Source organism: Mesorhizobium sp. M1078 (genome assembly GCF_040318615.1).
Classification (GTDB): Bacteria; Pseudomonadota; Alphaproteobacteria; order Rhizobiales; family Rhizobiaceae; genus Mesorhizobium.
The window spans coordinates 1-26,970 of record NZ_JAMYMP010000010.1; the positions used below are offsets into that span (position 1 = coordinate 1).

The following is a 26,970-nucleotide window of genomic DNA, read 5'->3' on the forward strand; positions in this document are numbered from 1 at the left end:
TGGTCGAGTAAATCATTTGGTATCGCAGGTTCTTTGCGTCGGGTCATAGTGGGAATCCTTTTACCCATTATGCCCACCCGCACACGGAATTCCTGACAGTCCCCCTAGTCGCTTCTCATACTCGGGGAACCGGTAGGAATGAAGTAGGCAAACCGCCACCGCCTCCACGCGGGCTTCTCGCAACCGGCTCGCGAGCGACCTTGCTTCTTCATCATCAAAGGGCCGGACTACCGAATCGTCCCTTCGGATGCGCTCGTTCAGTTCAAACCGAAACTGTCGCTCCACCAAGGGAGTGGGCTTATCTTAGAACGGATAATACATGTGCGGTGTGCGAATGCGGTGCAATTCTAGCACATCGCGGAATCCGCTGTTGTGATGAGCGCAGTACGCGCCCCACGCCGCACCAATACTGCGTTCGTAGCAACTGTCCTGTGCACGACCTCTTCGAGTACAGCGGGCAGCGCGTCTTACGGCAATTCCGGATTCACCCTCTCAAAGCTCATGGTAACTCTCAATCGAAGCATAGGGCCGATCCCGACCAGGATTGCCACAACCGTTCACGTCGACGGTTATCAGCTGCTCGCTAAAGCTTACAAATATCTGTTTTCCTGGCTGAAATTCGTGACCGATATTGGCGCTCCAGAGAGGTCCGTCTGGCCTCAATGCACACGGCTGGAAGGCCGGCCTCCTTCAGTCCGAAGAACATCCACTGCGACAGCGGTCCGGCCTCCAGGCCGACGCGGACGTAGCCTCCACCGATCCGCTCCAACTCGGCCGCGAACGTCTCCGGATCAGATCCGACCCGGGACTCGTGCACCAGGCGCCCATCTCCATCCACTACGCGCACGTTCGTCAGCTCAAGCGACACATCAAGACCTACGCAAAGATCAGTCATGCTTGCCTCCTTCTCGGCAGTTGAACATGCCGGTCATGAAAGCACCGGCGCCTCCGGAACCGAAGCCCCGACTACGCCATCTGAACGAGATGCTGTTCTTCGGCGTCGATCATGCCCGCTGCGCCATCACCGATTGGGTGGACGACTACAACATCGCGAGGCCTCACTCCTCGCTGGGCTACCAGAACCCGGCGGCTTTCGGCCAGATCCTCAACGCAACCGGCTCCGACGCTGCGCTCATTGCAGGCTTCGCGTCTGACCGGTTGCTCAATCCGGGCCATACGGCGTAACAGAATGCTCTGATTGCTCTGACCTGAAAACTGGATCGTTCGAAAGTGGAGTTCTCCGCGGTAACATCCCTGGCTGGGAGGAGCGGAAGACGATGAAAGCATCGAACTTCTCGGACGCGCAGAAGGCGTTCATTCTGAAGCAGGGGTCGGACGGAATCCCCGTCGCGGATATCTGTCGTCGGGCGGGGACAGCCAGGCGGCGTACTTCAAGTCCAGTTTTAGTTCTTTTCCGGCTTGGGTCGTGCGCTGCTGGGCGGGTGAAGCGACCTGACCATCCCATTCGGAACAGCGACACTATCGGTTAATTTTGCTTGAGGCATGCGGGGGGCAATTTTTCGCCCGACATTTTGTGTTCGGATCCTGACACAGTGACGTGCAAGTATTACGCGTCTCCGGCCCGAAACAGTGGTTTGCCCCTTACTCACAATTTGGCCCGCCGATTGCATGGGATCCGGTAGGGATCCGGGATGAGTTGCGATCGGGTGGTCTCCCGGCCAGGAGGCCCGAATGACTGCTCAAACGATGCGACTCAATGGGATAGATAGTGCAATGTTGAATGCTGTCCCGCCAACGCAATTTTTTCAGCGTTCGGCGCGAGTGCTGCTATCATTTAGCCAGCAGCGGCTTTGGTTCCGTTCCCACCTGTTGGGCGGCAGCGAGGCCTCTCAGATGGGGCTTCGGCTTCGCGGTGAGCCTGACAAAGCGGCGCTGCGGCGGGCATTGGAAGGGTTGGTGGCGAGTCATGAGCTGCTGCGCACCACATCCTCAGGTGGACGACGGCGAGCAGTTCCAGCAGGTCGGGCCGGCGTCCGACGGCCTACCGCGGATCCGCGCGCGAATGGCACGACCGCCGGTGGACGACCAGTTGCTGCTGATGACATTCACCACTTGGCCTCCGACGGCTGGCCACGCATATGATGACGTGCGAACTCAGCGAGCTCTACGCCGTAGCCCGGGAGGGCTGCGCGGATCGGCTGACGCCGTTGCCGGTGCTGAAACTGGATCGGTCGCGTGCGGCTCGGCAGGACTACAGCGGCAGTTGCGTCGAGTTCTTGTTGCGCCAGCCGCGAACCGCGCAACCCAAGCTGCTGAGCTGCCGCCATGGGACGACGCTTTTCACGATGGTGCAAGCGGGTGTGGTGCCGGCGCCGTTGTCAGGCCAAGGCGAGTTAGTGATCGGCACGGTGAGCGCCAACCGGACTCTCTACGAATTCGAGGGGCTAATCTGTCTGTTCGTCAACACCCTCTTGCTGCGGATTGCTTTGTCGGGGGATTCGATACTGGGGACTTTGGAGCGTGTGAATGCCGCCGTTTTTAGTGTAGACCTTACCAAGACCTGCCACTTAGGTGGCAGAATTCATCAACCCGCCCGGCACCCTGGGTCGTACCCCGGTCTCGCAGTTTATGCCTGCCTGGCAAAAACGCTGGGGCGTTAGCGGGGGTGCTGGAGCTGAAAATTGAGTACGTCAGCGTCGGTGAACGTGTCGACCGACATGATCTTGCATTTGAGCTTGCCGAGGTCGGTGAGGCGACTGGTCGGAAGCTAATTTACGCGGCGTCGCTCTTTAGCCGAAGAGCAGTCGAGCAATTCGCCAGCTCCTTGCAAGAGGCGCTACGTCAAATAACGGTCGAATTACGGGCAGCGGCTCTGGATGAACCACGTTCTCGCGTCAGAGCCGAAGGGACGGGAGCCGCCCATCCCCAGGATGACTGCATTTACAAACCGCTTGGGACGCAATCGAGGCAGAATCTGCAGGCGGTTCATCGCGAGGACCGGAGCGTAAGGGATCATGAACGGAACGCGCAGACGACCTCGGCGGCGTCTCGACCGAGATGGAAGCGAAACGCCTTCGCTACGGTGTTGGTAGCTTCGATCCTTGTGACGTTAATTTTCTTAGTACGTTGGACCTCCTCCTGCGTTTCCCGGAACCGTGTTGGTGGAGCCCGGCGGCTATCTATGAAGAGAGCGCTATCTCCCCTGGGATAGGGGTAAACTCTGCCCGATTGGCCGGCCGTACCAGCGCGAGCCGTGTTTCCCGTCGTGACCGCAGGCGAACATGAAAGGAGTAGCTCATGCGAGTAGCCATTGTTACCAACAGTGATTTTAACGGAGTAATTAGTCGGTTCGGTCAGCCTTGTCCGCATCCGCCGGAGCGCAGCATCCCAGAAGACGTAGTGGCAGCACTTCAACAGGGCGGCCACGAGACTCTATTGTGTGAAGGCGACAAAGGACTGCTCGCCGCGATCGAGCGATTCATGCCAACTGGCCCACAAGGCGGCCCCTTGGGTATGGCCTTCAACTTGGCGGAGGGGATTCAGGGCGAAAAACGCGAAACCCACGTTGCTGCCATGCTTGAAATGGCCGGTGTTCCCTACACTGGATCTGGCCCGCTCGGGATCGGGCTGACGTGCGACAAGGTCGTTACGAAAATGCTTATCCGCGACAAGGGCGTGCCGACCCCGAACTTTCGCATCATGCGTCGCGGCACCGAGAGTGCCGCCGGCCTGCAATTCCCAGTGGTAGTCAAGCCGCGCCACGAAGGCGCCAGCCTCGGATTGCAACTCGTATATGAACATTCTAAGTTGAAGGAGGCCGTGGAAGTGATCGCCACACAATATGGGCAGGATGCGCTCGTGGAAGAATACATTGAGGGGCGGGAAATCTGCGTTGGGCTGCTCGGGAACGAAGAGCTCGAAGTGTTGCCTGTGGTGGAAATGAACTTCGGCGACCGCGAAACGCGTCTTATGGATTGGGACGCGAAATTCGTTCCGGCCGCAGCGGTGCCAACGATTTGCCCAGCGCAAATCGAGAGCCGGCTTGAGACGACATTGCGGGATATTTCGGTTGCAACCTTTCGCGCCTGCCATTGCCGGGATTATGCGCGCCTCGATTTCCGGCTCGATCGCTCTGGCCAGCCGTTTGTCCTGGAGATGAACTCCCCAGCGGGGCTCAATATGCACTACTCGGACTTAGTCGTGGCCGCAAGAACCGCCGGATACACCTACTCAAGCTTGATCAATCATATCCTCGATATCGCCCACATTCGGTGTTTCGGATTCGGCATCCCCTGACACTACTGCGTCATCATTTGTTGCGGCAGTATGGGCATCGCGGACGCTTGCGCCGTCCCTTTGCCATGAACGAGGACTGCCCCACTGCCAAACAATATCATCAAGACTGAGTGCGGCACCCTCACTGGCGCGCAAGCCCAGCTTGTGTCAAGCGAAGTGAGGATTTGCCCCCTATCGCGCTCCGTCGTAGCTGAGGGAGAGAGGGGCCAGCTCGAGGATAATCAGCCCAGCCATTTCCATGCGCCTCGAACGGCTCGTACATGCTGGGTCTCTTCGGATAGGGTTCGGTCCGCCGATACGGCCGCCGATGCGTTGGTCGTGTCTCGCCACTCTTCCAGGCCGTCTTCAGATTCGCGCCGAGCGCTTGAGATCGATAACGGCTGGCTCCTCAATCTTCGCATTCAGGCGCGACGATCGACCCGCCTTCTAAGCTCCTCCTGCGAGGCACGGATACCAAAACAGCAGCACGGGATCGGCGGTTTCCATCATTGCCTGTAACTGCTGCTTGTTGGCCTCGGCCACACCCGGATGTGTAATGACACGGGCCGCAGGCGGAACTGGCGGATGTTAGCGCTTGATCACGCGTGCGCCGATCCGCGTCAAGGGCGGCGGTCGCCTCCGCGCCGACAAACCAACCATACCCCACCAGACGACGCACGAGGGCGCCATTCTTCTGCTCCACATGCGCTTGGTCATTCTTTCGATAGGCGCGAGAGCGCGTCACTTCCAGTTTCTCACTTCCGCACCAGGAGACGACGAACTCGTTCATGGAGGCGCTGTCGTTGTCGAAATCTACGCCCAGCAGGGGGAAGACGAGCGGGCCTGCTTGATCGCCACGATCACATTGCCGCTGTCGCGCGTGCGGACCGGAACGCATTCGGTCCAACCCGTGGCAATATCGGTCAAGACCATCGTCTGCACAAAGCTGCCGGACGAAGATGTGCCGGAATGCGCCACGAAATCGACCTCGACGTAACCGGGCGGCGGATCATCCCAGTCCCCGAAGGTGCGCACCGGCGCGGATCGGCGAACCGCCGAACTCATTTCTGCTCGGCGGCGCAGGCCCCCGCGAGCCACAACACGTGCCTCCGCCAAAAGCCGATCCATCGTCGCCGGGCTCATTGTCAGCAGCTTGCCGCGGAGCGCGGCATCGAGCTCTAGCCGGCCATGCCGTTCAAGCGCTGGCAGCGAGACTGGTATCAACGGCCGCAGCCGTTTGGAACATAGCCGCTCCGATGCCTTTCACAACACCACGAGCGCTTCGCGAACATCACCGCCATAGCGAAGGCCGTGCCTCTCGTTGCCAGGCGTCTTCGACGCGCGATGACCAAGCACTCGGATCGCATGCTCGCGATGATAACCGGTCACCGCGACGAACGTAAGCGCCACGCCGCTCCCCTCGTGCGGCGCATGAGGTGAATGTGCCAAAAATCCCCGATCGCGAGAGACGGAGGGCCTACATGGGAGCAGACGGCAAAATGGACGTCCATTTGGACGTCCCAACAGCTGGCTACGCAGGCCGGCTGGAGGTTCTGGAAGGTCCGACGGGGCGTCGGGGACAACTCCACTGCCAGAAAGCATGGCGCCGATGTTCGCGCCGCTGATGGTGGAAGAACCATCGGCGCCTCAGCGGACGATGAGGCCACCGAAATCGGCGCCAGCGCAGGTGGAAATCGTGATCGACGACATGGTGATCCGAACGGCGGTTGACCTCGAGCATCTGGCGCAGGTGATCCGTGCGGTGCGGGCCTCGCGATGATTGCACCGGGTGCCGATCTGAAGATCTACATGGCGACCCGTCCGGTCGACTTTCGTCGCGGCCTCGACGGGCTGGCAGCTGCGGTGCAGGAGATACTCGGCCTCGACCCATTCTGCGGGGCGGCCTTCGTCTTCCGGGCCAAAAGGGCTGACAGGATCAAGATTTTAGTCTGGGATCGCACCGGACTGGTGCTGGTGCATAAGCGGCTCGAGGGTTCGAAGTTCGTTTGGCCGCAGGTTCGCGACGGTGTGATGCGGATGTCGCCGGCGATGTTCGCGGCCTTGTTCGAAGGGCTGGATTGGAGACTGGTTCGCCCCGAGCGGGCACGGCGTCCGCAGCTTGCCGGATGAGTGTGGCACAGTGACTCAGGCGTTGTCTCTGATGGCGGCATCGGTGTTTCATGTGCTTGATTTAACGCATGAATCTGACGGTTCTCCAGGAGAGAACGAGCGTTTGAAGACGCTCCTGGCCCAGACGCAAGCGGCCTTGGCCGAGCACCAGGCTGCCTTGGCTGAGGCCGAAGAGGCGCGCCGCCGGCTAGATGTTTAGTCCCAAGGTTTGATGGTTGGATCGAGCCTGAATCGTTCGGGCTCTTTTGTCCAGATTTTGCAGATGTATTCAAAGGGCGTGAGGCCCTTGAGGGTCTTCAGTCGACGGCCGAAATTATAGGCTAAGACGAAATCGGCGAGATGCTGGCGCAGTTGGTCATGGCTCTCGTAGTAGAAGCGTTTGACGGTCGCATGTGCCCTGGCGAGCGTAGATCGCATGCCGAACGCTTCGTTCGGCCATCTGCGCCGACGTTTTGTGAAGCTGGCGCGCAACGCGCCGGTGCTCGATCCCGGACGCGGGAAGGTCAAGAAGGGCTTCTTCCCCGCTGATCAAGGAAGCCATGGCGGCGGGAGAAATCATATGGGCGCACGCCGTCTCGGCCTGCCGGTAGAACGGCAAGTGATCGCCAAACTTGGCGACGATGACCCCATCCAACTGGATCGCGCCACACTGGGCATCGCCGCGCCCCGGCGCATAGTGGAACATCACGATGGGCGGGCCTTGGCCACCATGGCCGCTGTGACTGGCGATGGGCTTGAGATGGAAGCAGGCCCGGCCAGCCCAATTGCCCAGCAATGGACGAGCATCCACGGTCCTTGCGGCCGTTCCAGGCGGCCATGTCCCCGATCGCCGAAGCCGCCGTGCGCCAGATCGCCACGCTCTACGCCGTCGAGGCGACGGTGCGCGGCATGACGCCACAAGCTCGGCTCGCCGCGCGACAGCAGTACTCCACCCCGATCATCGCCGGCTTGAAGCCGTGGTTTGAAAAGCAATTGTCGATGATCTCCTCGGGCTCAAAGCTGGCCGAAGACATCCGCTATGGTCTTGCCCATTGGGAAGGGCTCACTCGCTTCCTCGGCGACGGGCGGCTCGAGCTCGACACTAACCCAGTCGAAAACGCCATCCGGCCAGTATGCTTGACCAGAAAAAATGCTCTGTTTGCTGGCCATGAGGTCGGGGCCGAAAACTGGGCGCTGCTCTCATCCGTCGTGGCCACCTGCAGGCTCAACGACGTCAATCCCGTTGCCTACCTCGCCGAAACTCTCGACGCCATCATCAACGGCCATCCACAGAGCCAGATCGAGGAACTCATGCCCTGGCGATTCCGGAAAACGTCAAGCCCAAATCCATAGGCGATCGGCGAGGCGCTTACCGACGAACTCATCGAGGATGAGGCGCTTATCGCCTCTCGGCTCCCCTCCAAGGCCGCTGGATATGACCCGGATTAAATCGGACGTGCTCTTTAGTTCTGATGCCAGGAGTCGCCCGCGGAACTTGCGTATCGCAAGGAAGAATCCAAATACCGCCTTGTGCAACCAGCGCCCAGACGCGTCAACACCTCGTGTTGGTTAATGCCAGTGGCCGCCGCAAGGTCATCAACTGTGAAATCTTTCCCTAACAATTCCACAAACCCGCCCGGACCACAAAGCGCCTCAGGAACGTCTGTTATATCTATCATTGTGTATTCCATAGAGATTGCTCCGATTAGAGGGGCCGAAAATCCGGCAAATCGAACGGATACCTTATTCGCGCAGGCCCATGGAAGGCCGTGCTTGAAACCGACCCCGGCGATAGCTACGCGGCTAGGTCGGGCCGTACGAAATGTAGCGCCATAGCCGACAGCCTCGTGCATAGCCACATTGCGCACGTCGAGTATTTTAGCTTGGAGCCGTACAACGGGCTGCAGTGGATTTGGTTCAATGCCAGCGTCATTGAGCCCGTAGAGTGCTGAGCCCACCCGTACCATGTCGAAATGATAGGATTTACCTAGCCAGACACCAGCGGAGGCCGCGAGACTACCGGGGGTGGGCTTGAGCAGATCGTAGATCGCCTGAAAGCGGTTCCTTTGCAACACATTGGTCGGGTCCGCAGGGTGTTCGCTGCACGCGAGGTGGCTGAGAACGAAGGAAGGGGGGTGCCTATCGAAAGCACCAAGAAGATACGCCCGACGCACATCCGCAACAGCCAGTCCTAGCCGGGAGAATCCTGTTTCCACGTTGAGAAAGTATCTTTGCGTCCCTGCTGCACTAACGGCCTTCAAGTCAGAAAAATTATTCACGACAGGTATGAGGCCGTTGGATCGGTAGCATCGGCCAAATCTCGAAAAGTCATCGCAAAAGATCGCAATTCCTCCGTCTATGTGGCATGACCTTAGAAGCAACGCTTCGTCTAGATTGGCGACAAACAGCAGATTGCAGCCGGCAGCAACGAGCGCCTTTGCGATCTCTACGAGACCAAGTCCGTAGGCATCGCTCTTGACGACAGCAGCCACCCTCACGTGTGGCCCAACGAGCGCCGAAATAGCCTCAAAGTTCGCTTGAATTGCGCCAAGATCGATTTCGAACACAGCAGTGGCAGCACGTACCTGCGGCAATGCCCTCTGCTCTCCAATAGTTTCCATCTCCTTAGCCTCACAAGCTCGCTTACGCAGCGCGTTAACCGCCAAGCCCCCAAGTCCAGACCATTGCGTTGCAGCACGCTCAGAGCCACTTGGGACGATATCGGAAAATGGACGTCAGGTTTGTTTAAAATTAAAAAATTAGCGTTAATGATAAGTTGCTCTTGGTCGTGCCCCGCTGAGTAGATGCTATGGGGCGAGCGGCGAGGGTGCGGCATCTTTCGGCGCTGTTAGAACCAACTCTTCAGAAGGAGGCGCTCCATGCCGCAGTCTTTCGACGCAAGCCGGTCGCTTACCGCTCTCGAACAGGATAACATGATCGTCGCCGTCATCGAAATGGGCAAGGCGGAGTGGCTGATTGCCGCGCTTTCCGGGCTTCAAGCGCCAGCCGCTAAAGAAGATTGATGCCGACGCGCCATCATTGTTGAAGCTGCTGCAGCGCTAGCGCGACGAAGCCGGCCAGGCCGGGCATACGATCGAGCGGATCGCCGTCGCCTATGAGGCGGCCGGCGACGGCTTTTGGCTGGCGCGCTGGCGGCGGGCGCGCGACATCGAGGCCTATGCCATTCACCCTGCCAGCGTTCCGGTGTCGCGTGAGAACCGGCGTGCCAAGACAGATAGGCTCGACACGGAGCTTTTGATGCGCGCCTTCCTCGGCTGGCTGAGTGGTGAGAAGCGCCATTGCAGTATGGCGGCGATTCCGACGCTCGAGGAAGAGGACGCGCGGCGGCCGAACCGCGAGCGGCAGACCTTGGTCGGTGAGCAGACGCGGCAATCAACCGCAAAGCGATTCTCGCCCGCTTCGGCATTCGCAGCTTCCGCTTGAGTCTGCGTAATGCGGCGGACAGGCTCATCGCCATCCGCATAGCGGAGGGAACGCCGCTGCCGGACAACACCCGCGCCGAGTTGCTGCGATGGTGCGCCTCATCGCACGAGTCATCGGCGTCGGTGTCGAGACGGCGGACATGCTGGTCCACGAGATCCTGTCGCGCGGATTGCGGCCAGCGCACTGTCCTTCTAGAAGAGGAGAAAGCGCCAGGCCAGCTGGATCATGCCATGCCGCACGCGGGCACTGCCGGCGCGTGGCAGCCCCTTCTCGCGCCGGCGTTTGCCGCTCTCGTCGGGCGAACCCGGCATAGCGCGCCACCGCGCGGCGATCACGCACCGCTTGCTTGAGCGGCTCGACCTCCTGCGTGCGCAAATCCGCACGATCGAGGGCGACCGCCTGCGTAGGCTCGCCGCGGCTCCGGCTGCACCAGAAGGCCGCATGCCGATGGTTCCAGGCGCGCACGCCCGACGGCCGCAAGGCAATGCGCAAGACGATGATCGTGGCGCTGGCGCGCAAGCTTCTGATTGCGCTGTGGCGCCTCATCACCACGGGCCAGGCGCCACAGGGCGTCGGCTTGCGTGCGGCGTGATGGGGACACGTGGGAAGGGAGAGCAACGCACACCCAATTGGCTGGCCCGCAGAGGGTCTGCCGATGATGATCCGAGGTGGCGGCAACCCAAAGCTACACATGGTCCTCAGACCGCCGACGTAGAATGGGCCCGCCGCCCCGGAGCTTCGCCCAGCGATGCGCAAGGGATGAGCGGGTACGACCAACGTATGTGAACTTCCGATAAACGTCGAAACTTTGACCAATCGTTGTACGAGGAAAAGCAGATGACGGCGATCGGCGCGAGAGCGACTGGAGCCGGTGCATCCTCGCGCACTGCGAAGATATGGGATCAGGCGAACTGGTTGCACATTCAGGCAGAGGTGAAACGGCTTCAGGTGCGTATCGCCAAGACAACCCAGGAAGGCCGATGGTGCAAGGTGAAAGCGTTGCAACGTCTGCTGACCCGCTCGCATGAGAATCGCGGAAAGAGAACGCCGGGGGTGGACGGTAAGATATGGTCATCCCCGGCGGCCAGATGTAACGGGATGATGTCACTTCGACATCGCGATTATCGCGCGATGCCGTTGCGACGTGTTTACATTCCCAAGAGTAACGGCAAGAAGCGTCCGCTGGGAATTCCCTGTATGCGGTGCCCGGGCGATGCAGGCGTTATGGAAGCTCGCTCTGGGCCCGGTGGCAGAGACACTGGCGGACCCGAATTCCTATGGGTTCCGGCCCGAACGCTCGACTGCCGACGCCATCGAGCAGTGCTTCATCACTCTGGCCAAGCGCGCTTCGCCAGAGTGGATTCTGGAAGGTGACATCAGAGGATGTCACCCCTGGCTTCTGAAGCATGTCACGATGGAGAAGGAGGTCCTGCAAAAGTGGCTTCAAGCCGGATATATTGATGAGGGAACTTTGTTTGAGACGTCGGCGGGAACCCCGCAAGGGGGAATTATGTCGCCGGTGATCGCGAACACGGCGTTGGATGGGCTGGAGGCGGCAGTCTACGCAAGCGTGGGATCGTCGAAACTCTCGCGCAGCAAGGCCCAGCTCAACGTCATCCGCTATGCCGATGAGTTTGTGGTGACCGGCGCATCGAAAGATGTGCTCGAATGTCCTTCCGGCGGTCAGGCAGTTCCTGGCCACCCGAGGTCTGGAACTCTCAGAGGAGAAGACCCGGATCACGAACATCGCGGAGGGTTTCGATTTCCTTGGCCAGAACGTACGCAAGTACGACGGCAAACTATTGATCAAGCCGGCAAGGAGGAGTGTTAAAGCACTCCTCGACAAGGTCAGGGAAATCATCACGGGCAATGCGAGCGTCACGCAGGAGGCGTTGATACAGAAACTGAACCCAGTTATCCGAGGATGGGCCATGCATCACCGTCACGTCGTGGCGAAAGCGAGCTTCTCATCGATAGATTCGCACATCTGGCAAATGCTCTGGAAATGGGCAAGTCGACGCCATCCCACGAAAGGAGCACGGTGGGTGAGGAACAGGTACTTCCGGGTCGATGGACACCGGTCCTGGGACTTCGCTACGAAGGGTCCGGCAGATGCCAGTACCAGCGGGTGCCGGCTCTTCCGCGCAATGACGATCCCGATTACGAGGCACGTCAAGATCCGGGGACTGGCTAATCCATTTGATCCGGCATGGTTCACTTACTTCGCCCGCCGTCGAGTTGCGAAACCCTCCGTCCAGTTGTTCGGTGCCACGCCATGGTGCTGAAGAATGGCTTGAGCCGGATGCGGGGTGATCCGCATGTCCGGTTCTTAGGGGGCGGCGGCGCAGCAATGCGCCGCTGCTACCCGACCAGCTGCATGGAGCGGGGGCTGACGGAACTGTCGTATTTCGCAAGAAGCTGTCGCGCCTGCAGTTTTGCAGGTTTATGGAGGGCCAGCCGGCATGTGTCGTGGCGATGGAGGCTTGCGCCGGCTCCATCATTGGGCTCGAGACGGTCCAGCTTGGCCATCAGGCCGAAGCTGATGAGCGGGCCGCTATCGCCCGCCACATCCGCGAGATCGACCGCCTGGTCGAGGATCTGGCTGACCTCGATCGCGACATCGCCCGGGAAGCGTTGATGATGTGCACGTCCGGCCGCTTCAGATCGCCTTGTTGCGAACGAATCCTTCGTCCCTGATCTTGACCCGGATCTCGAAGAAGACGAGCAAATAGCAATCTCCAGCGGCCGGTTCTGCCACTCGGCCACTTGCTCCAGGACGGCGTCGGTCAAGCCGAGATCAGGTCCTGCGAGCCGTCGATGCCGTAGAGTTTCTCCAGATGGCCGCAGATCTCGCACACGCTCATGCCGCGCGCGTAACGTCGACACGATCTTGGCGTCGAAGTCGGGAAAGCGGCTCTGGTACCTGGCAATCAGCTTCGGATCGAAAGTTCCCGCACAGTCGCGTGGGATCGACAGCGTCATCTTCGACGTGCCCGTCAAAACTGTCGAATGGCCTTTGCGGCGATTGGCGCCGCCCTCGGTCCGCCGTCATCGAGGTGCTCGCCGAGTTCGGCGTTCAGTATCCGCTCCGACAGCGCCTTCCTCAAGTCGCAGACCAGGGCGGCCGTGCAACGGCATCGGTGTGATGGCCCATTTTGTGACTAACTGTATATTCCAATGAGCTGACAAAGTTGCAATCGTCCTCCCAAGCTTAGGGCGCTTCACGGTCACGATTGAGAATGCGAACAACCCCCGGGCTAGACATGGGTCGTGGGAACAAGATCACATTTGGCACCGCTGTTCATCCATAATTCTGCCGGGTAAAGTCGGGCTATTTCTACTCTCATGCTGTGCGCAGAGTCACGGCAAGCATTGCCAAAAGCGCACGATTTCTCCTTTGGGGTTTTACTGGTGGGCCTGATCGTACTCGACGAGCGGAGATGGCGGGGTTATTTACCATTTCTTGACCCACATGATCGCGGAACTCGCCGCACCTTTGTTGACTGCAAATGGGATGGAACTATGACGATATTGTCTGGAGTAACACGGTGACGGCGACCGCTGAGGTCGAGGTGCGCGACCATGTTTTGATCAAGATGTCGGATGGGGTCCAGCTCTCGGCCCGCATTTGGTTGCCAAAGGTCGATCAGCCGCTGCCGGCCCTGCTGGAGTATGAGCCCTATCGAAAAGGCGATTCGCCCTACCGCAACGCGGACGGGACCATGCGCATGACGCATCATGCTTGGTATGCCGCCCATGGCTATGGGTCGGTTCTGGTCGACATCCGCGGTACTGGCGACTCCGATGGTCTGACGAGTGACGAATATTCTCTGCAGGAGCGTTCCGACGCGGTTGAGGTGATCAACTGGCTGGCCGCGCAGCCATGGTGCAACGGCCGGGTCGGCATGATCGGCCTCTCGTATGCTGGCTTCAATTCATTGCAGATAGCGGCGCTTGCGCCGGAGTCGCTGAAGGCGATCGTCACGATCCACTCCTCCGATGACAATTATGGCACCGATTCGCACTACTTCGGCGGCGCAGTGTGCGGGGAAGCCATCGACTGGGGCACATGGCAGCTGGCACATTGGGCCACGCCACCCGACTCAGATCGCGTCGGCCCGGGTTGGAAAGAGCAGTGGCTACAGCGTCTTCACGGGCTTAGGCCGTTCTTGTCGACCTGGCTGAGCCATCAGACGCGCGATGACTACTGGCAGGACGGACGTGGCGTCCGTGACAACTATGGCGCGATCAAGGCGGCAGTCCTGGCGGTAGGCGGTTTCAACGACCGCTTCCGCGACACTGTGTTCCGGCTGGTGGAACATCTGTCCGGGCCGGTCAAGGGAATCGTCGGACCTTGGGAGCACGAGTGGCCGGACGAGGCGGATAAAGTTGGACCGGCGATCGGGTTCCTCCAGGAGACACTGCGCTGGTGGGACCGCTATCTCAAGGACATGCCAACGGGCGTTGAGGACGACCCGGCGCTGCGTGTCTATCTCCAGGACGCCGCTCCCCCAGCGACGAGCTACCCCATGCGTGAAGGTCGATGGGTGACCGAGCCCTCGTGGCCGTCACCGAATGTCACCACGCGCACCATGCGGCTCGACGACATGTTCTGCCGCGATGCTGTTGGTGTCGATGTGGTACCGATTGATACGCCCGAGCACTGCGGCATCGACGGGGGCGCCTACATGCCCGGCCACAGCTTGGCGGACTTGCCGCCGGATCAGCGGGAGGAGGACGGGAGATCGGTGTGCTTCGACACCGAGCCTTTAGCTCAAGCAATCACCGTGCTTGGCATGCCCGCCGGGAAGCTGCGTGTGCATGCCGACGGGGCCGCGGCAAACCTGATCGTGCGGCTGTGCGACGTCGCTCCGGACGGCGCGTCGACGCTCGTCACCCGCGGCTATTTGAACCTACAGCGCCGCGAGGGAATGGACCGAACCGTCGATCTGCCGCCCGGATCCGTGGTGGAGGTGACCGTGCCGATGATGACGACCGGCTACGTGGTTCCGGCTGGCCATCGCATTCGGCTGGCTGTCTCCACCGCCTATTGGCCTTTGATGTGGCCGCATCCGGTGCCGGCAAAGGCCGCACTCGACCCGGCTGGCAGCGCGCTCGTGCTGCCGGTGCGCCGTGCCGACGCGCCGTCTGAACCTGTCCAATTCGAGCTGCCCGAGCATTTCGAGCCGCCCGTCCCTGCCGACGCTGCGCCCGGCGCCCTCGACACCAGCCCGGCCAAGCGGAGTGCGGATCGCCAAGTGCAATACAACCCGGAAACGAAAGAGTGGCGACTTACCACTCTCGATCCAAGCTACAACCGAAGCAGCTATCCCGACGGCCCGTTGCGAATCGAGAGACGGAGCCGGCAAACCTCCTCAATTCGCTCCGACGATCCAGCAAGCGCTCACGGCGTTTCAGAGTATTACCGTCGCTTTCAACGACCTGGATGGGATGTCGAGATCAGCGCCACCGGGACTATGCGCGTGGAGGACGACAATTTCGTTACAGAGTACGTACTGACGGCCACTCTGGACGGAGAGGAGGTTCATCATCGCAGGTGGCATGATCGCATTCCGCGATCCAGGGCCGGGAAAGCATGAATCGACCGCGCCCCGTTGGCGAGCCTATCCCGTGGTCTGGAAGATGACGAGGGCGGGCTTGGCTAGAGGAGGTTGGAGGCACGAAAGGTACGAAGACACGGCGAACCACAGCAGCTTTAGGCAAAATTGGGAGGAAGCTATGGAAAGAATTATTAAGAACATCGACCGCCGCACCCTTCTAAAGGGTGGAGCTGCGATGGGCGGTGGTCTCATCGCTAGCAGCATGCCGCTCTCGCAGGTGATCTGGGCGGCGGAAGGTAAAGTGCTCAAGGTCGCCCTCGGAGCGGAGCTTGGGTCTTTGGATCCCGGCTTCTACACCTCAGATTACGAAGTTCCAGTAATGGAGTGCCTCTACGCGAAGCTCACGCGTTTCAAGCCAGGATCTGAATGGGGCTGGAATTTGGAAGCGGCGGAAAAGTTGGAGCAGATCGATCCGACGCATATTCGCTTTCGCCTGAAAAAGGGCATTAAATTCACTGGCGATTATGGAGAGATGACCGCCAGAGACGTTAAATTCTCGTTGGAACGCATCATCCAACACAAGTATTGGACCACGTCGCTGCTAGGTCCGGTGGATCATGTCGATATCGAGGACGATCATACGGGCGTTATCGTGTACAAAACGCCGTTTGTGCCTGCTTGGGTCATCACATTCCCCTGGGCTATCGGTCATATCGTTTCCGAGCAAGCGGTGATGAAGGCGACCAAGGATGGTGGCAATTTCGGCATGAACCCACCGGCATTCTCTGGGCCGTATGTGCTCGCGGAGTGGAAGCAAAATCAATACACGCTGCTGACCCGTAGTCCCGACTGGTCGGGGCCAAAGCCAGGATTTGATGAAATCCGCATCGTACCGATTACTGACACTAAGGCGGCGGAACGTGCCTATCAAGCCGGCGATGTCGATTACACGGAGATCGGTCTCGATTCACTTGCGACGTTCAAGACCAATCCGCCGCCCGATACAAAGGTCGAGGAGCATCCCTCGCTGAGCTACGCCTGGCTTGGCATGAACATGGATAACCCGACGCTGAAGGACATCAATGTTCGCAAGGCGATTCAATGGGGCATCAATGTGCCGCAGATCCTGGACATCGCCTATGCGGGACAGGCCAAGGTCGCAACCGGGATCGTTGCGCCAGGTATTGTCGGACATCGCGAAAAGGCACTTGTGCCACCGGAAGGCGACTTGGTCAAAGCTAAGGAGTTCCTGGAGAAGGCCGGTATCACCGACCTGCAGCTAACCCTCGATTGTGCCAATACTGGCCCTTACACGACAATTGCGCAGACGATCCAGGCGCAGTTGTCGCAGATCGGAATTGCGGTCCAGGTCAATGCCCAGGACCAAAGTTCCTTCTGGACGATCGGTCAGGAAACAGCAGGCGATCGTTGGAAGAACCTGCAGTTATATATTCAAGACTACTCCGGTCTGCCTGATCCATTTTACTCTACGAGCAGCTTCGTGACCGCTCAAGTGGGCATTTGGAATTGGGAGCGCTTCCGCAGCGATCGCTATGACGAGCTCGATGCCAAGGCAGTGACTATCGAGGATCCTAACGAACGCGCAAAGCTTTATTACGAAATGCAGGACCTCTTGGAGGAGTCGGGCGCCTACCGTTTCCTGACGAACGGTGGTCGTCCCGTCGTGTACCGCACGACTAAGACACAAGCTGCGAACCTCCCACAGGGCTACCCTGTATATGTCGACTTCAAGCCGGCCTGAGTAGTGGAGGCTGCGCAATGTTATTTTATTTTTTAAAGAGGTTGGTCCTCGCTGTCACGATCATCGTGATCGCGGTGACACTTCTCTTCATGATGATCCATTCGCTACCCGGTGATCCAGCTTCTACTCTGCTTGGCCCGCGCGCCACGCCCGAAATGAAGGCGCTGCTGCATCAGCAGATGGGCCTCGACAGGCCGTTCGTCCTACAGATCGCCACCTTCTTCGGCGGACTGCTGCGCGGCGATCTCGGGTATGACGTGTTCAGCCAGAGGCCGGTCGCCGGCATCGTGTTTGCGCAATTGCCCTACACGATCGAGCTGATCCTCGTCTCGATCTTTTGGGCCGTAGCTATCGCCGTGCCGCTAGGCTGCTACTCAGCCATGCGGCGCAATTCCTTGCTCGACCAAGCGGTTGGGGTCGTTGCCGTCGCCACCATAGCCATTCCTTCGTTTGTCATGGCAGTCTATGCACTGCTGATCTTCGCCGTCGCCCTCCGCTGGCTGCCGGCGATCGGGCCTGGCGAGGGCTTTGTCGATGGGCTCGTCCACCTGGTCCTGCCAAGCTTTGCAATGGGAATCGGTTGGGTGGGCTACATCTCTCGACTGGTGCGCGCATCCATGCTCGAAACGCTGGGTGAGAACCATATCCGAATGGCTCGCTCTTTCGGGATTTCGGAATGGCGCATTGTTTACCGCTACGCTCTGCCGCTTGCGATCTTGCCAACGGTAACCATCTTGGGCGTAGGGATCGCATGGCTGCTGTCGGCAGCGGTGTTTGTCGAGGTGGTGTTCGCAAGACCGGGGATCGGCGCACTGATCGTGCAGGCCGTGAATACGCGCAATTATCCAATTGTGATGGGCGTTGTTATCGTCACCACCTTCCTTATCGTCATTTCAACAACGGCCTCCGATCTGGTCAATGCAAGCCTTGACCCCCGGGCCCGGGAGAAGCTCTGATTATGACGAGCATAGACACGTTTGATACAGCAGCTCCCCCAAGGAACAATCCAGGTGCCATCGGAGGCTTCCTGCGGCAACTGCTTAAAAACCGTCTGGGCATACTTGGCGCGGTGCTTGTCCTGGGTGTGGTGGCGAGCGCGATCTTTGGTCCGCTCATCGCCACACATGACCCCATCCGCATTATGATCGGGCCTCGTTTGGCAGGACCTTCAGCAGATTTTCTTCTTGGCACGGATCAACTCGGCCGTGACACTTTTTCGCGTACGATCATGGGCGGTCGCATCCCGCTTCTCGTTGCCTTTGCATCGCTCGGCAGTTCGCTTGTCGTTGGGCTCTTCCTTGGCCTGATAGCAGGGTTCGGGCCGCGCTGGCTCGACAATCTTCTGCTACTATTCTTCGACACGATCCGCTCGTTTCCCGGGATCATATTTGCTTTGGCCATCATCGCCCTACTGGGGCCCAGCATGTCCAGCGTGATCCTAGTCATCGCAATAACATGTATGCCGATCTATGCGCGTGTCGTGCGCACCCAAACGCAAGCCCTGCGCAACTCCGATTACATTGACGCGGAGCGAAGCATGGGCGCCGGCACGATGCGCATCCTTGCCGTCCACATGCTGCCTAACGTGGTTGGGCCGCTTCTCATCCTTGTGAGCATGGACGTGCCGGGGGTGATTGCCTTTCAAGCAGGTCTGGGCTTTCTCGGCATGGGTGTGCGCCCTCCGACGCCAGACTGGGGAGCAATCCTGAACGATGGCTACAGCTATATCAATCAGACGCCTTGGCTCGTCATTGCGGGGGGTATTCCAATCGTCGTCGCCACGCTGGGCTTCACATTCCTTGGCGAAGCATTGCGTGACATATTCGATCCCAAGCTGCGGAAAGACCTATGAGACACGACGATCTGACATCTCCCGCCGCTCCGCTTCTCGCGGTTTGGAACCTCAACCTCGACTTCGGCTCGCCACGCGGGCGTGTTCACGCACTGCGCAACGTAAGGCTGGACGTGCCGACCGGACAGATAATCGGCATCGTCGGGGAGAGTGGATCCGGCAAATCCACGCTTGCCTATACTGTGATGGGTCTACTTCCGAAAAACGCTCAGGTTACTGCCGGCAGCATCATATTCGAAAGACGCGACCTGCTTACGCTGACTGCCCAGGCGCGCCGCAGTCTGATGGGTGATCGCCTCTCCATGATCTTCCAGGATCCGATGACCGCGCTCAATCCGGTGCGGACCATCGAGAGCCAGATGATCGATATCCAACACCACGAACAACGAGGACGTAGTGAAAAGCGCGCTCGTGCGATCGACATGCTCAAGCGCGTCGGAATTCCCGATCCGCAAAGCCGCATCGGGAATTATCCGCATCAGTTCTCTGGTGGCATGCGCCAGCGCATCTGCATTGCCATGGCACTTCTGGTGAGACCGGCGCTGCTCATCGCCGACGAGCCGACCACAGCGCTTGATGCAACGTTGGAAGTCCAGATCATCCATCTGCTCAAGGATCTGCAAAGGGAGATCGGTTGCTCCATCCTGTTTGTCTCGCATCATCTCGGCGTCGTCGCTGAATTGTGCGACCGGGTTGCCGTCATGTATGCGGGCGAGGTGGTGGAGCAAGGCGCCGTACGCGACATCTTCCATAATCCCGGCCATCCCTACACTCGGGCGCTGCTTGAGTGCGACCCTGGACGGCTCAAGCAACGGACGCGCAATTTTCCGACCATCCCCGGAGACGTTCCAAGCCTGCTCGGAAGCAAAAAGGGATGTATCTTCCACCCTCGGTGTCCTCACGCCTTCGATCGCTGCGTGCATGAGACGCCTGGCGAATACCGTGTCGCTGCTGACCAGGTCGCGCGATGCCATCTGCTCGATCGAGCCGGGGTGGTGGCGGCATGAGTGCGCTGCTGAGTGTCCAGGACCTGCGCGTCCGCTTCCGCACCATGGGGTCACTGAAGGCGCTCACCACGGGCACGGCAGACCCTTTCATTGACGCTGTGTGCGGCGTCTCCTTTGAAATCCACAAGGGCGAGACGCTTGCCCTCGTCGGCGAAAGCGGATCTGGCAAATCCACCATCGCGCGCACGATTATCGGCCTTCAGCCGGCTGTTAGCGGCAGCATTCGTTTCGACGGGCAGGAACTTATCGGCCTCAAAGCGGCCGAACGAAAGTCCTACCTGCGCCGCATGACGATGATGTTCCAGGACCCCGTCGGCTCCCTCTCGCCGCGGCTGACCGTGCAGTCGCTCCTCACCGAGCCATTCCGCATACACGGCGTGAGCAATCGCGATCCCGATGCCGAAGCGGAGCGGCTGTTGCGCACGGTCGGCTTGACGGCCGACTTTGGGCGCCGCTATCCCCATCAGCTCTCTGGCGGTCAGGCCCGGCGCGTCGGCGTCGCTCGTGCCCTTGCACTCAACCCAGACTTGATCATCGCCGACGAGCCCACAGCTGGGCTCGACGTGTCGGTCCAGGGCGAGGTGCTTAATCTTCTTGCTCGCCTGCAGGATGAACTCGGGATCGCGATCCTCATCATTACCCACAACCTCAACGTAGTCCGCCACATGGCCGATCGTATGGCGATCATGTATCTCGGCCGCCTTGTCGAGATTGGCTCCACCGAAAGTATTTTCGATTATCCGCGTCACCCATATACGCAAGCTTTGCTGTCGGCCAACCCAGTGCCCGATCCAGACGCTGTTCTCAACCGCATCGAGATCAAAGGCGAGGTCCCGAGCATGCTGACACGGCCCTCCGGCTGCGAGTTCCACACACGATGCCGCTACGCGCAGGACATCTGCAGCCGGGTTTTCCCCGAACCTGCAGCCACGGACGACACGGAGCATCGCTTCAAATGCCATTTCCCACTCTCCTGCGAAACTGCGGCAGCCATGGAACAACTGGTAATTCCCGACTGGATCAAAGCCGGCCTGGAGCCGGGAGCCCAGGAAAAGCTCTGATTAGACTGCGCTCCGCCGTCGCGGAGCGAAAAAGCAGGTTCTACGTCGACGAGGTGATCTTGATCGGTGTTCGCAGTGCCAGTCGTGGCGCCAAAGGGGCCAGTACGAATAGCTGATCGAAAGGCAATCCAGGGCGAATGAACTTCGTTTTACGCCGCCTCCTCCCAAGGCGTGCCGGCCCGGCAGTGAGCTCAGTCTCCTGCCGGGCGTCTGGGTGGCGGAAGCTATGTCGCCGAGACCCTTCCCGCATTCGAGACAGCCAGCGACCACCGCATGGTGTTGTACGATGCGTCTAAATTCGCCGAGTTCGTAGCTGTCCTGCAAAACAGAGCAATGATCGTGTTGTCCCCTGCTGAACTCGGCAGACATGCTTGCGGTGCGCCAAGCCGGGGCCGGAACAAGAGCTGTTCAGAATCTTGCGCTAAGGCCGAACGGAAAGTGAACGCCCGGATGTTCGCTGTGGATACGCCATTTGCCTCCTGTACCGCTAGGCTGCTTTGGACCGAGGTTTGGCCACTACCGTTCTAGCGTGGAGTGGAAAGTGGCCAGAGGTGCGCTTCTCAAAGAACACGAACGAAAGACGCTGCTCGACATTCCGATCGACGAAGACAGTCTGATCCGCCACTATTCTCTTGCGCCGGCCGATTTGCCGGAAATCCGTAAGCGCTATTTTCCCCGCACGTTGACGCCGGCGCTTTCGACGGATGGCCTTCGAATTGGGAACGGTATCTGGTCTGATCAGGCTGCTGTTGCTTTGGCGAAGTTGAAGGGCAGCAGATCGTAGATATCAGCGTCCTCGTTGCGTTGAGGCAATTCGGTGACAGCAGTCTACGTGCCGAGGAACGCGTCGTGGAAATCTTTCGCTACAGCGCGACCGCCGTCCAAAACAAAACTGGAGTCGGTACCGTAGGTGAACAAGCTGAGGCCAAGCTTTTGAAGTCGCATCATATAGTCTATGGATGCGACATCACTACCCGATGCTATACCGTACTTCTTAGCGGCATTCGCGACTGCCTGACAGGCATCCAGCAACTCCGGCGTCAGCTTTCCCGGTTCCATACCCAAGGAAAGGGCAAGATCTGCCGGGCCGATGAAAAGCGCGTCGACACCAGGCGTTGAGGCTATGTCGTCCAGATTGTTGAGGGCCTCTCGTGTTTCAATCTGGAGTATGACGGCCAAGCTAGAGTTCGCATCCTTGCGATACTCCGCATCATTTTGGTAATAGTTAGATGCTCTCCACGCTCCAGATCCGCGCTTGCCCGCAGGCGGATATTTTGCGGACGACACAGCTTCGATGGCTTCGGCACCGGAGTTTACCATCGGCACCATGATGCCGTTCGCACCATGATCTAACGCGGCTTTAATGAGTTCAATCCTGTTCCAGGCGACCCTATAAAGTACAGGCATGCCGTATCGTTCGGTCGCTGGAAGAATATCTAAAAGTGCGTCGGGTGGAATGGGTGCATGCTCGCCATCCACCAGAAGAAAATCTAGGTTTGTCTGCGCCAGCGTCTCTGCGACGATCACATGCGGAATGTGCATCCAGCCGCCGATTTGGGCTTTTCCTGACCTGATCGTTTCAGCCAACGTATGTTTTGCCATTTCTCGAACCTTTGCGCACCCAAGTGATTTGTTCACGCGGGGACGCTGGCAAATTTCTTCGCTTAATAACATATACAGTTTGTCCAGAAGTTGCCTATCACACCAATGCGATGTTCGCTGTTAATACGGGGCCACGCTGGCGGAGGGGCGCATCGCCCAATACTGTAGCGCGGAGCGTCGGTCTCGGATCGTGGCGTTGTCACGTTGTTTGAAATGTGGCCGCGTTAGGTCCCATCGCAGACCAACCGCTCCACAGCACAGATTCGAACCCATCGACACCAGGTGCCTGAAAAGCGCGGTGTCGGCGGCAGGCCCTGCTTCACAGCAGGCGCCTGGCCGCCTTGGTGTTGCGGCGCGTCTGGACGATCTCGTCGAGCACATATCCCTCCTGATCAACCGCTCTCCACAACCAGCATTTCTGACCGGTGATGCGCACCACGACTTCATCGAGGCGCCAGACATCGTCTTTCATCGGCGCCTTGCCGCGTATGCGGCGCGCATAATCAGAGCCGTGCTTCCAGCACCATCACATGGTTCCGTAGGAAACGACGATCCCGCGAGCGCAGCATTTCCTAGACATCGCGCAGGCTCAGATTGAAGCGGAAGTAGAGCCAGACAGCACGTGCTACGATCTCGATCCGATCTTCTTGTAGGTGGGTGCACTCAAGGTCATAAGGCGCGCTGCTGCCTCAATTTCCTTATGGTTGCCCCCGCGGGGGGCTGAGCGGGCCCTGTATCAACGCCGAGCATTGCATTGGTGTGATGGCCAACTTTGGGGCGAACTGTATATTTCAATGAGCTGACAAAGCTGCCATCGTCCTGACAAGCACATCACCTGCGTGCGCTTCATGCTCCCGATTGAGAACACCAATGGAGAAAAAGATGAATTCCGGGTTAGTCAAGAGCAGTCGGAAAAAACTCACAATTGTGGACACCGATGTCCACCACTGCTACCGGACAAAATCGGAACTATTTCCTTATCTCAGCAAGTTCAATGCTGAGCGTTTTGCGGAGTGGGGCTTCGGTGGCATTGAAATGGACCCCCACGCCTCTAGCGGAGGATATCACGGAACTCGGGTGGATTTTGAAACGCAAGAGAATGGCGAAATATTAGGTAGTAATGGCGACGCGCAGAGTTGCGGTAAGCTGTTGCTAGACGCACATGGTATCGATTTGGGGGTTCTTACGGGCGGCCCTGCGCAAACGGCGAGCGCGCTCGCCGACGTCGACTATGGGAGTGCTCTGTGCCGCGCTTTTAACGACTACTCAATGGAGCATTGGATCGCCAAGGATGCGAGGTTTAGACTTAATCTCGCCATCAACTCGCAGGACCCCCTTGGGGCAGCGGCTGAAATCGAAAGGCTTGGCTCACATCCTTCCGTTTGCGGAGTCATGCTCAGTTGTGGTGCACCTCGCCCCTTTGGCCAGCGCTTTTATCATCCGATATACGAAGCATGCGCCCGACACGGATTAGCGGTGACGATGCACTTCGGCTCAGAAGGGACGGGCATCAATCCGCCGCCCTCGGCGGCCGGATGGCCAAGTTACTATATCGAAATGCGTCTGCTGCGTCCGCCATCTTATGCTGTGCACCTAGCGAGCTTCATCTTCGAAGGTGTGTTCGAAAAGTTCCCGACCTTGAAAGTGGCGATGGTCGAAAGCGGATTTGCCTGGGTGGCGCCCCTGATGTGGAAGATGGATCTCGATTGGAAGGGACTTCGCCGGTGGACTCCATGGGTAAAAAAGCTGCCAAGTGAGTACCTGATGGACCATTTTCGTTTTGGCACCCAACCATTGGATGAGCCCGCCGATCCGGAAGCGCTAAAGCAGATTATCAACTGGATTGGTGGTTCACGAACACTGATGTTTGCGAGCGACTTCCCGCATTGGGATTCGGATGACCCGATGATGACGTTGTCCGACCAGCCAGAGGATCTGCGCCGACGCATCTTCGCAGAAAATGCCATCGAGACATACAAACTGTCGCTACCAGCAATCTCTCAGGCCGCGTAGGGAGAGGTACCGGTGCCCAAGAAATATGAAGTTTGTTACGCAGACGAGATCCCGGTTGGCGGACGACGCATTGTCGATATAGCAGGCCGGAGTGTCGGGATCTTCAACGTCAACAACGAATACTATGCCGTTCGCAACAGCTGCCCACATAAAGCCGCGCCTCTGTGTAGAGGAATTATCGACGGAATGGTCAAGGGCGGAACGCCAGGGCAGTTCGAGTACGAGCAAGAAGGCGAAATAATTCGATGTCCGTGGCACGGCTGGGAGTTTGCGATCAAAACGGGCCAGTCCGTGTTCAATCCGCACAAGATTTACGTGCGCGGCTATCCCGTGAGTGTGGAGCTTAAGACCTCAAACTGCGCCGACGTCGACGTGGGGAGCACGGAGGAGGATCCATCGGTCGACACCTACCGTGTGTCGGTCGAGGAAACCAACGGTAGCCGTCGACCTACTCTCTACATACACCTCTAAGTTGACCTTCTAGGCTGATTGCAGCGGTTTGAAACATGGGATGTCAGCCAAGCTCGATAAGCTAAGTGTGCCACTTTCGATGCTGGCATCGGCGCGCTGGTGGAAATCTCGCATGCCGTTATCGATCGGAATATGAGGCCTTCTTCGGAGACGAGCCGCAGGTTGGAAGATCGCACGACCTGCGGCGATTAACTAGCTAGGCAACCCTCGTGCGGGTAGCAGAGAATAAACCAACGAATGCACGGAGAAAGGGGAACTAAGATGATTGACGAAATGGGTTTTCTCAGCGAGCGCGTCGCGAAAGGTAAGCTGTCCCGACGTGAGTTTCTAGGTCGGGCCGCAGTGCTCGGGGTCAGTGCAGCGTTTGCCAACAACCTGCTTGCCACGGCCGCAATGGCAGAAGGGCGCGTGAAGGGGGGCTTGCTCAAAGCCGGGCTGCAGGGTGGAGCGGCCACGGACAGTCTCGATCCAGTGCTTCTGACGGATGCATTTCAATTTATCTTCAGCCGTCAGTGGGGCGAAACGGTTGTTGAGCTGGACGCAGACAGAAAGGTGCAGCCGGGACTTGCCGAGGAATGGGGCCCCTCGAAGGATGCCAAGGTCTGGACTTTCAAGATCCGTAAGGGCGTGCAGTTCCACGATGGCAAGGAGTTGACCCCCGCCGACGTGCTGGCCACCATCGAGCGCCATGCGGGGCCCAACTCGAAATCCGGCGCGTTCCCGCTTTTGCAGGGCATCGACAAGATGGCCGTCGACGGCCAGAACGTGGTCTTCACGCTCAAAGAAGCCAATGCCGAATTTCCGTTCATAATGACCGCACACCAGGTGGTGGTCCAGCCGAATGGCGGCAACGACAACCCGACCGCCGGCATCGGAACCGGTCCGTACAAGATCACCGTGCACGATGCGGGTGTTCGATCTGGCGGCGAAAAATTCGGAGGTTACTGGCGCGCCGATCGCGGCTTTGCCGATCAGATCGAGATCGTCGTCATCAACGACGGGACCGCGCGCAACTCCGCCTTGCAAAGCGGGCAGGTCCATATGATCAACCGTGTCGATCCGAAAGTGGTTGAACTCCTCAAGCGCTTCCCTGCCATCACCATCCGCAACGCTAGCAGCCGTGGCCACTATATGTTTGTTTGCCAGTGCGACACGGCGCCCGTCGACAACAACGACCTGCGGCTCGCGCTGAAACATGCCATCGACCGCGAGGAGATGGTCCAGAAGATCCTGGGGGGCTATGGCTCCCTCGGCAATGACACGCCGATAAGCAAGACCTATCCGCTGTTTACCGAAATGGAGCAGCGCAAGTATGATCCGGACAAGGCAGCCTTCCATTACAAGAAGTCAGGGCACTCGGGATCGGTGCTGCTTCACACGTCCGACGTCGGCTTCCCCGGCGCGGTGGAAGCTGCTCAGCTATTCCAGGCGAGTGCGGCCAAGGCGGGGATCACCATCGAGGTCAAGCGCGACCCGGGCGACGGCTACTGGTCAGAATTCGATAAAATGCCCTTCAAGGCTAGCTATTTTGGCGGCCGTCCGACCCAGGACATGACGTATTCCCTCGAGTACCAGTCCAAAGCGCCATGGAACGAGTCACACTTTTCCAACGAGAAGTTCGACCAGATGCTGGTACAGGCCCGCGGTGAACTCGATGCCGACAAGCGCAAGAAGCTCTATTCCGACATGGGCCAGATCGTCCGCGACGAAGGCGGTAATATCCTTCCAATGTTCAACGACTTCATCGATGCCACAGGGCCGCAGGTTGGCGGCTGGGCCACGGATGGCAACCAGGAACTTATGGGCGGCTACGCACTGTCCAAATGCTGGCTGCAGGCCTGAGGCCGCACGA

General features: G+C 59.0%; 28 protein-coding genes and 6 pseudogenes. 25 read left to right on the forward strand and 9 right to left on the reverse strand.

All coding sequences use genetic code 11. The features are described from left to right. Positions 1 to 60 precede the first annotated feature (60 nt). Positions 61 to 285 carry a hydantoinase/oxoprolinase N-terminal domain-containing protein gene (locus NKH38_RS15260; protein ID WP_352762910.1) on the reverse strand — a complete coding sequence of 75 codons (225 nt, stop codon included), beginning with the start codon at positions 283 to 285 and terminating at the stop codon, positions 61 to 63. 298 nt (positions 286 to 583) lie between these two features. Beyond that, positions 584 to 895, reverse strand: coding sequence for a hypothetical protein (locus tag NKH38_RS15265; protein ID WP_352762901.1), 312 nt, complete (start codon positions 893 to 895; stop codon positions 584 to 586). 26 nt (positions 896 to 921) lie between these two features. Between NKH38_RS15265 and NKH38_RS33360 the strand changes: the two genes are divergently transcribed. The 4 genes and pseudogenes from NKH38_RS33360 to NKH38_RS15280 all read left to right on the forward strand — a co-directional run bounded on the left by NKH38_RS33360 (position 922) and on the right by NKH38_RS15280 (position 4,257). Continuing rightward, entirely contained in the window at positions 922 to 1,185 is a 264-nt protein-coding gene (locus NKH38_RS33360; RefSeq protein WP_502896626.1) for an integrase core domain-containing protein, read from the forward strand. Positions 1,186 to 1,277: 92 nt separating this feature from the next. Then, positions 1,278 to 1,393 (forward strand): annotated as a pseudogene (locus NKH38_RS33365) (transposase); the annotation flags it as partial. Positions 1,394 to 2,099: 706 nt separating this feature from the next. Next, on the forward strand, positions 2,100 to 2,621 hold the full coding sequence (locus tag NKH38_RS15275) for a condensation domain-containing protein (protein WP_352762899.1): 522 nt from the start codon (positions 2,100 to 2,102) through the stop codon (positions 2,619 to 2,621). A gap of 637 nt (positions 2,622 to 3,258) precedes the next feature. Then, entirely contained in the window at positions 3,259 to 4,257 is a 999-nt protein-coding gene (locus NKH38_RS15280) for a D-alanine--D-alanine ligase family protein (protein ID WP_352762897.1), read from the forward strand. A 792-nt stretch (positions 4,258 to 5,049) separates the two neighbouring features. On the opposite strand, the gene NKH38_RS15285 is transcribed toward NKH38_RS15280, so the two are convergent. Together NKH38_RS15285 and NKH38_RS15290 are read right to left on the reverse strand one after the other, a co-directional pair. Beyond that, positions 5,050 to 5,301: a hypothetical protein gene (locus tag NKH38_RS15285; RefSeq protein ID WP_352762894.1), complete on the reverse strand. Its 252-nt coding sequence runs from the start codon at positions 5,299 to 5,301 to the stop codon at positions 5,050 to 5,052. Between the two features lie 198 nt (positions 5,302 to 5,499). Further along, complete coding sequence (locus tag NKH38_RS15290) at positions 5,500 to 5,646, reverse strand: hypothetical protein (RefSeq protein WP_352762892.1); 147 nt, start codon at positions 5,644 to 5,646, stop codon at positions 5,500 to 5,502. A 199-nt stretch (positions 5,647 to 5,845) separates the two neighbouring features. Here NKH38_RS15290 and NKH38_RS15295 point away from each other — a divergent pair, with 199 nt between their 5' ends. The 3 genes from NKH38_RS15295 to NKH38_RS15305 are packed head-to-tail and all read left to right on the forward strand — an operon-like array spanning position 5,846 to position 6,565. Then, a complete protein-coding gene (locus tag NKH38_RS15295) occupies positions 5,846 to 6,016 on the forward strand; it encodes a hypothetical protein (protein WP_352584705.1) in 171 nt (56 codons plus the stop codon). Then, positions 6,013 to 6,366, forward strand: a complete 354-nt coding sequence (tnpB, locus tag NKH38_RS15300; RefSeq protein ID WP_352762890.1) for an IS66 family insertion sequence element accessory protein TnpB — start codon at positions 6,013 to 6,015, stop codon at positions 6,364 to 6,366. The genes NKH38_RS15295 and tnpB overlap by 4 nt, the downstream gene beginning before the upstream one ends. Positions 6,367 to 6,376: 10 nt before the next feature. Further along, the gene (locus NKH38_RS15305) at positions 6,377 to 6,565 is read left to right on the forward strand and encodes a hypothetical protein (protein ID WP_352762912.1); all 189 of its coding nucleotides are present in this window, start codon (positions 6,377 to 6,379) and stop codon (positions 6,563 to 6,565) included. On the opposite strand, the pseudogene NKH38_RS15310 reads toward NKH38_RS15305, so the two are convergent. Continuing rightward, positions 6,554 to 6,822: pseudogene (locus tag NKH38_RS15310) on the reverse strand (IS3 family transposase); the annotation flags it as partial. The gene NKH38_RS15305 and the pseudogene NKH38_RS15310 overlap by 12 nt on opposite strands. A 360-nt stretch (positions 6,823 to 7,182) precedes the next feature. Here NKH38_RS15310 and NKH38_RS15315 point away from each other — a divergent pair. Further along, positions 7,183 to 7,698, forward strand: a complete 516-nt coding sequence (locus NKH38_RS15315) for an IS66 family transposase (protein ID WP_502905775.1) — start codon at positions 7,183 to 7,185, stop codon at positions 7,696 to 7,698. A gap of 110 nt (positions 7,699 to 7,808) precedes the next feature. On the opposite strand, the gene alr is transcribed toward NKH38_RS15315, so the two are convergent. Beyond that, positions 7,809 to 8,966, reverse strand: a complete 1,158-nt coding sequence (gene alr, locus NKH38_RS15320; protein WP_352762887.1) for an alanine racemase — start codon at positions 8,964 to 8,966, stop codon at positions 7,809 to 7,811. Positions 8,967 to 9,224: 258 nt separating this feature from the next. Between alr and NKH38_RS15325 the strand changes: the two genes are divergently transcribed. The 7 genes and pseudogenes from NKH38_RS15325 to NKH38_RS33370 all read left to right on the forward strand — a co-directional run. Continuing rightward, entirely contained in the window at positions 9,225 to 9,368 is a 144-nt protein-coding gene (locus NKH38_RS15325) for a hypothetical protein (protein WP_352584713.1), read from the forward strand. A 235-nt stretch (positions 9,369 to 9,603) separates the two neighbouring features. Beyond that, positions 9,604 to 9,789: a hypothetical protein gene (locus tag NKH38_RS15330; protein WP_352584717.1), complete on the forward strand. Its 186-nt coding sequence runs from the start codon at positions 9,604 to 9,606 to the stop codon at positions 9,787 to 9,789. A 346-nt stretch (positions 9,790 to 10,135) separates the two neighbouring features. Beyond that, positions 10,136 to 10,381 carry a hypothetical protein gene (locus tag NKH38_RS15335; RefSeq protein WP_352762885.1) on the forward strand — a complete coding sequence of 82 codons (246 nt, stop codon included), beginning with the start codon at positions 10,136 to 10,138 and terminating at the stop codon, positions 10,379 to 10,381. Between the two features lie 245 nt (positions 10,382 to 10,626). Continuing rightward, positions 10,627 to 10,836 (forward strand): annotated as a pseudogene (locus NKH38_RS15340) (reverse transcriptase N-terminal domain-containing protein); the annotation flags it as partial. A 166-nt stretch (positions 10,837 to 11,002) separates the two neighbouring features. Further along, on the forward strand, positions 11,003 to 11,620 hold the full coding sequence (locus NKH38_RS15345) for a reverse transcriptase domain-containing protein (protein ID WP_352762883.1): 618 nt from the start codon (positions 11,003 to 11,005) through the stop codon (positions 11,618 to 11,620). Beyond that, positions 11,592 to 12,074: a group II intron maturase-specific domain-containing protein gene (locus NKH38_RS15350; RefSeq protein ID WP_352762881.1), complete on the forward strand. Its 483-nt coding sequence runs from the start codon at positions 11,592 to 11,594 to the stop codon at positions 12,072 to 12,074. The genes NKH38_RS15345 and NKH38_RS15350 overlap by 29 nt, the downstream gene beginning before the upstream one ends. Before the next feature lie 73 nt (positions 12,075 to 12,147). Further along, positions 12,148 to 12,302 (forward strand): annotated as a pseudogene (locus NKH38_RS33370) (IS110 family transposase); the annotation flags it as partial. Between the two features lie 283 nt (positions 12,303 to 12,585). Here the strand turns inward: NKH38_RS33370 and NKH38_RS33375 are convergent. After that, positions 12,586 to 12,789: pseudogene (locus NKH38_RS33375) on the reverse strand (transposase); the annotation flags it as partial. 548 nt (positions 12,790 to 13,337) lie between these two features. Here NKH38_RS33375 and NKH38_RS15360 point away from each other — a divergent pair. The 7 genes from NKH38_RS15360 (at position 13,338) to NKH38_RS15390 (ending at position 21,816) form a co-directional block, all read left to right on the forward strand. Continuing rightward, complete coding sequence (locus NKH38_RS15360; protein WP_352904360.1) at positions 13,338 to 15,389, forward strand: CocE/NonD family hydrolase; 2,052 nt, start codon at positions 13,338 to 13,340, stop codon at positions 15,387 to 15,389. A 139-nt stretch (positions 15,390 to 15,528) separates the two neighbouring features. Further along, the gene (locus NKH38_RS15365; protein WP_352762874.1) at positions 15,529 to 17,112 is read left to right on the forward strand and encodes an ABC transporter substrate-binding protein; all 1,584 of its coding nucleotides are present in this window, start codon (positions 15,529 to 15,531) and stop codon (positions 17,110 to 17,112) included. Positions 17,113 to 17,129: 17 nt separating this feature from the next. After that, the gene (locus NKH38_RS15370; protein ID WP_352584729.1) at positions 17,130 to 18,068 is read left to right on the forward strand and encodes an ABC transporter permease; all 939 of its coding nucleotides are present in this window, start codon (positions 17,130 to 17,132) and stop codon (positions 18,066 to 18,068) included. Between the two features lie 2 nt (positions 18,069 to 18,070). Further along, a complete protein-coding gene (locus NKH38_RS15375; protein WP_352584731.1) occupies positions 18,071 to 18,964 on the forward strand; it encodes an ABC transporter permease in 894 nt (297 codons plus the stop codon). Further along, a complete protein-coding gene (locus NKH38_RS15380) occupies positions 18,961 to 19,971 on the forward strand; it encodes an ABC transporter ATP-binding protein (RefSeq protein ID WP_352762870.1) in 1,011 nt (336 codons plus the stop codon). Before NKH38_RS15375 ends, NKH38_RS15380 begins: the two co-directional genes overlap by 4 nt. Then, the gene (locus NKH38_RS15385; RefSeq protein ID WP_352762868.1) at positions 19,968 to 21,032 is read left to right on the forward strand and encodes an ABC transporter ATP-binding protein; all 1,065 of its coding nucleotides are present in this window, start codon (positions 19,968 to 19,970) and stop codon (positions 21,030 to 21,032) included. The genes NKH38_RS15380 and NKH38_RS15385 overlap by 4 nt, the downstream gene beginning before the upstream one ends. Positions 21,033 to 21,573: 541 nt before the next feature. Continuing rightward, positions 21,574 to 21,816: a DUF4158 domain-containing protein gene (locus NKH38_RS15390; RefSeq protein WP_352584737.1), complete on the forward strand. Its 243-nt coding sequence runs from the start codon at positions 21,574 to 21,576 to the stop codon at positions 21,814 to 21,816. Positions 21,817 to 21,860: 44 nt separating this feature from the next. Here NKH38_RS15390 and NKH38_RS15395 read toward each other — a convergent pair whose 3' ends face one another. Both NKH38_RS15395 and NKH38_RS15400 read right to left on the reverse strand, forming a co-directional pair. Further along, positions 21,861 to 22,706 (reverse strand): HpcH/HpaI aldolase family protein, encoded by an 846-nt coding sequence (locus NKH38_RS15395; RefSeq protein WP_352584738.1) that lies wholly within the window; start codon positions 22,704 to 22,706, stop codon positions 21,861 to 21,863. A gap of 250 nt (positions 22,707 to 22,956) precedes the next feature. Beyond that, positions 22,957 to 23,272, reverse strand: a pseudogene (locus NKH38_RS15400) (DDE-type integrase/transposase/recombinase); the annotation flags it as partial. 232 nt (positions 23,273 to 23,504) lie between these two features. Here NKH38_RS15400 and NKH38_RS15405 point away from each other — a divergent pair. From NKH38_RS15405 to NKH38_RS15415, 3 genes are all read left to right on the forward strand, one after another. Beyond that, the gene (locus NKH38_RS15405) at positions 23,505 to 24,647 is read left to right on the forward strand and encodes an amidohydrolase family protein (RefSeq protein ID WP_352762866.1); all 1,143 of its coding nucleotides are present in this window, start codon (positions 23,505 to 23,507) and stop codon (positions 24,645 to 24,647) included. A 12-nt stretch (positions 24,648 to 24,659) separates the two neighbouring features. Continuing rightward, positions 24,660 to 25,118, forward strand: a complete 459-nt coding sequence (locus NKH38_RS15410) for a Rieske (2Fe-2S) protein (protein WP_352584742.1) — start codon at positions 24,660 to 24,662, stop codon at positions 25,116 to 25,118. A gap of 261 nt (positions 25,119 to 25,379) precedes the next feature. Further along, positions 25,380 to 26,960, forward strand: a complete 1,581-nt coding sequence (locus tag NKH38_RS15415; protein ID WP_352762864.1) for an ABC transporter substrate-binding protein — start codon at positions 25,380 to 25,382, stop codon at positions 26,958 to 26,960. The last annotated feature ends 10 nt before the right edge of the window (positions 26,961 to 26,970 follow it).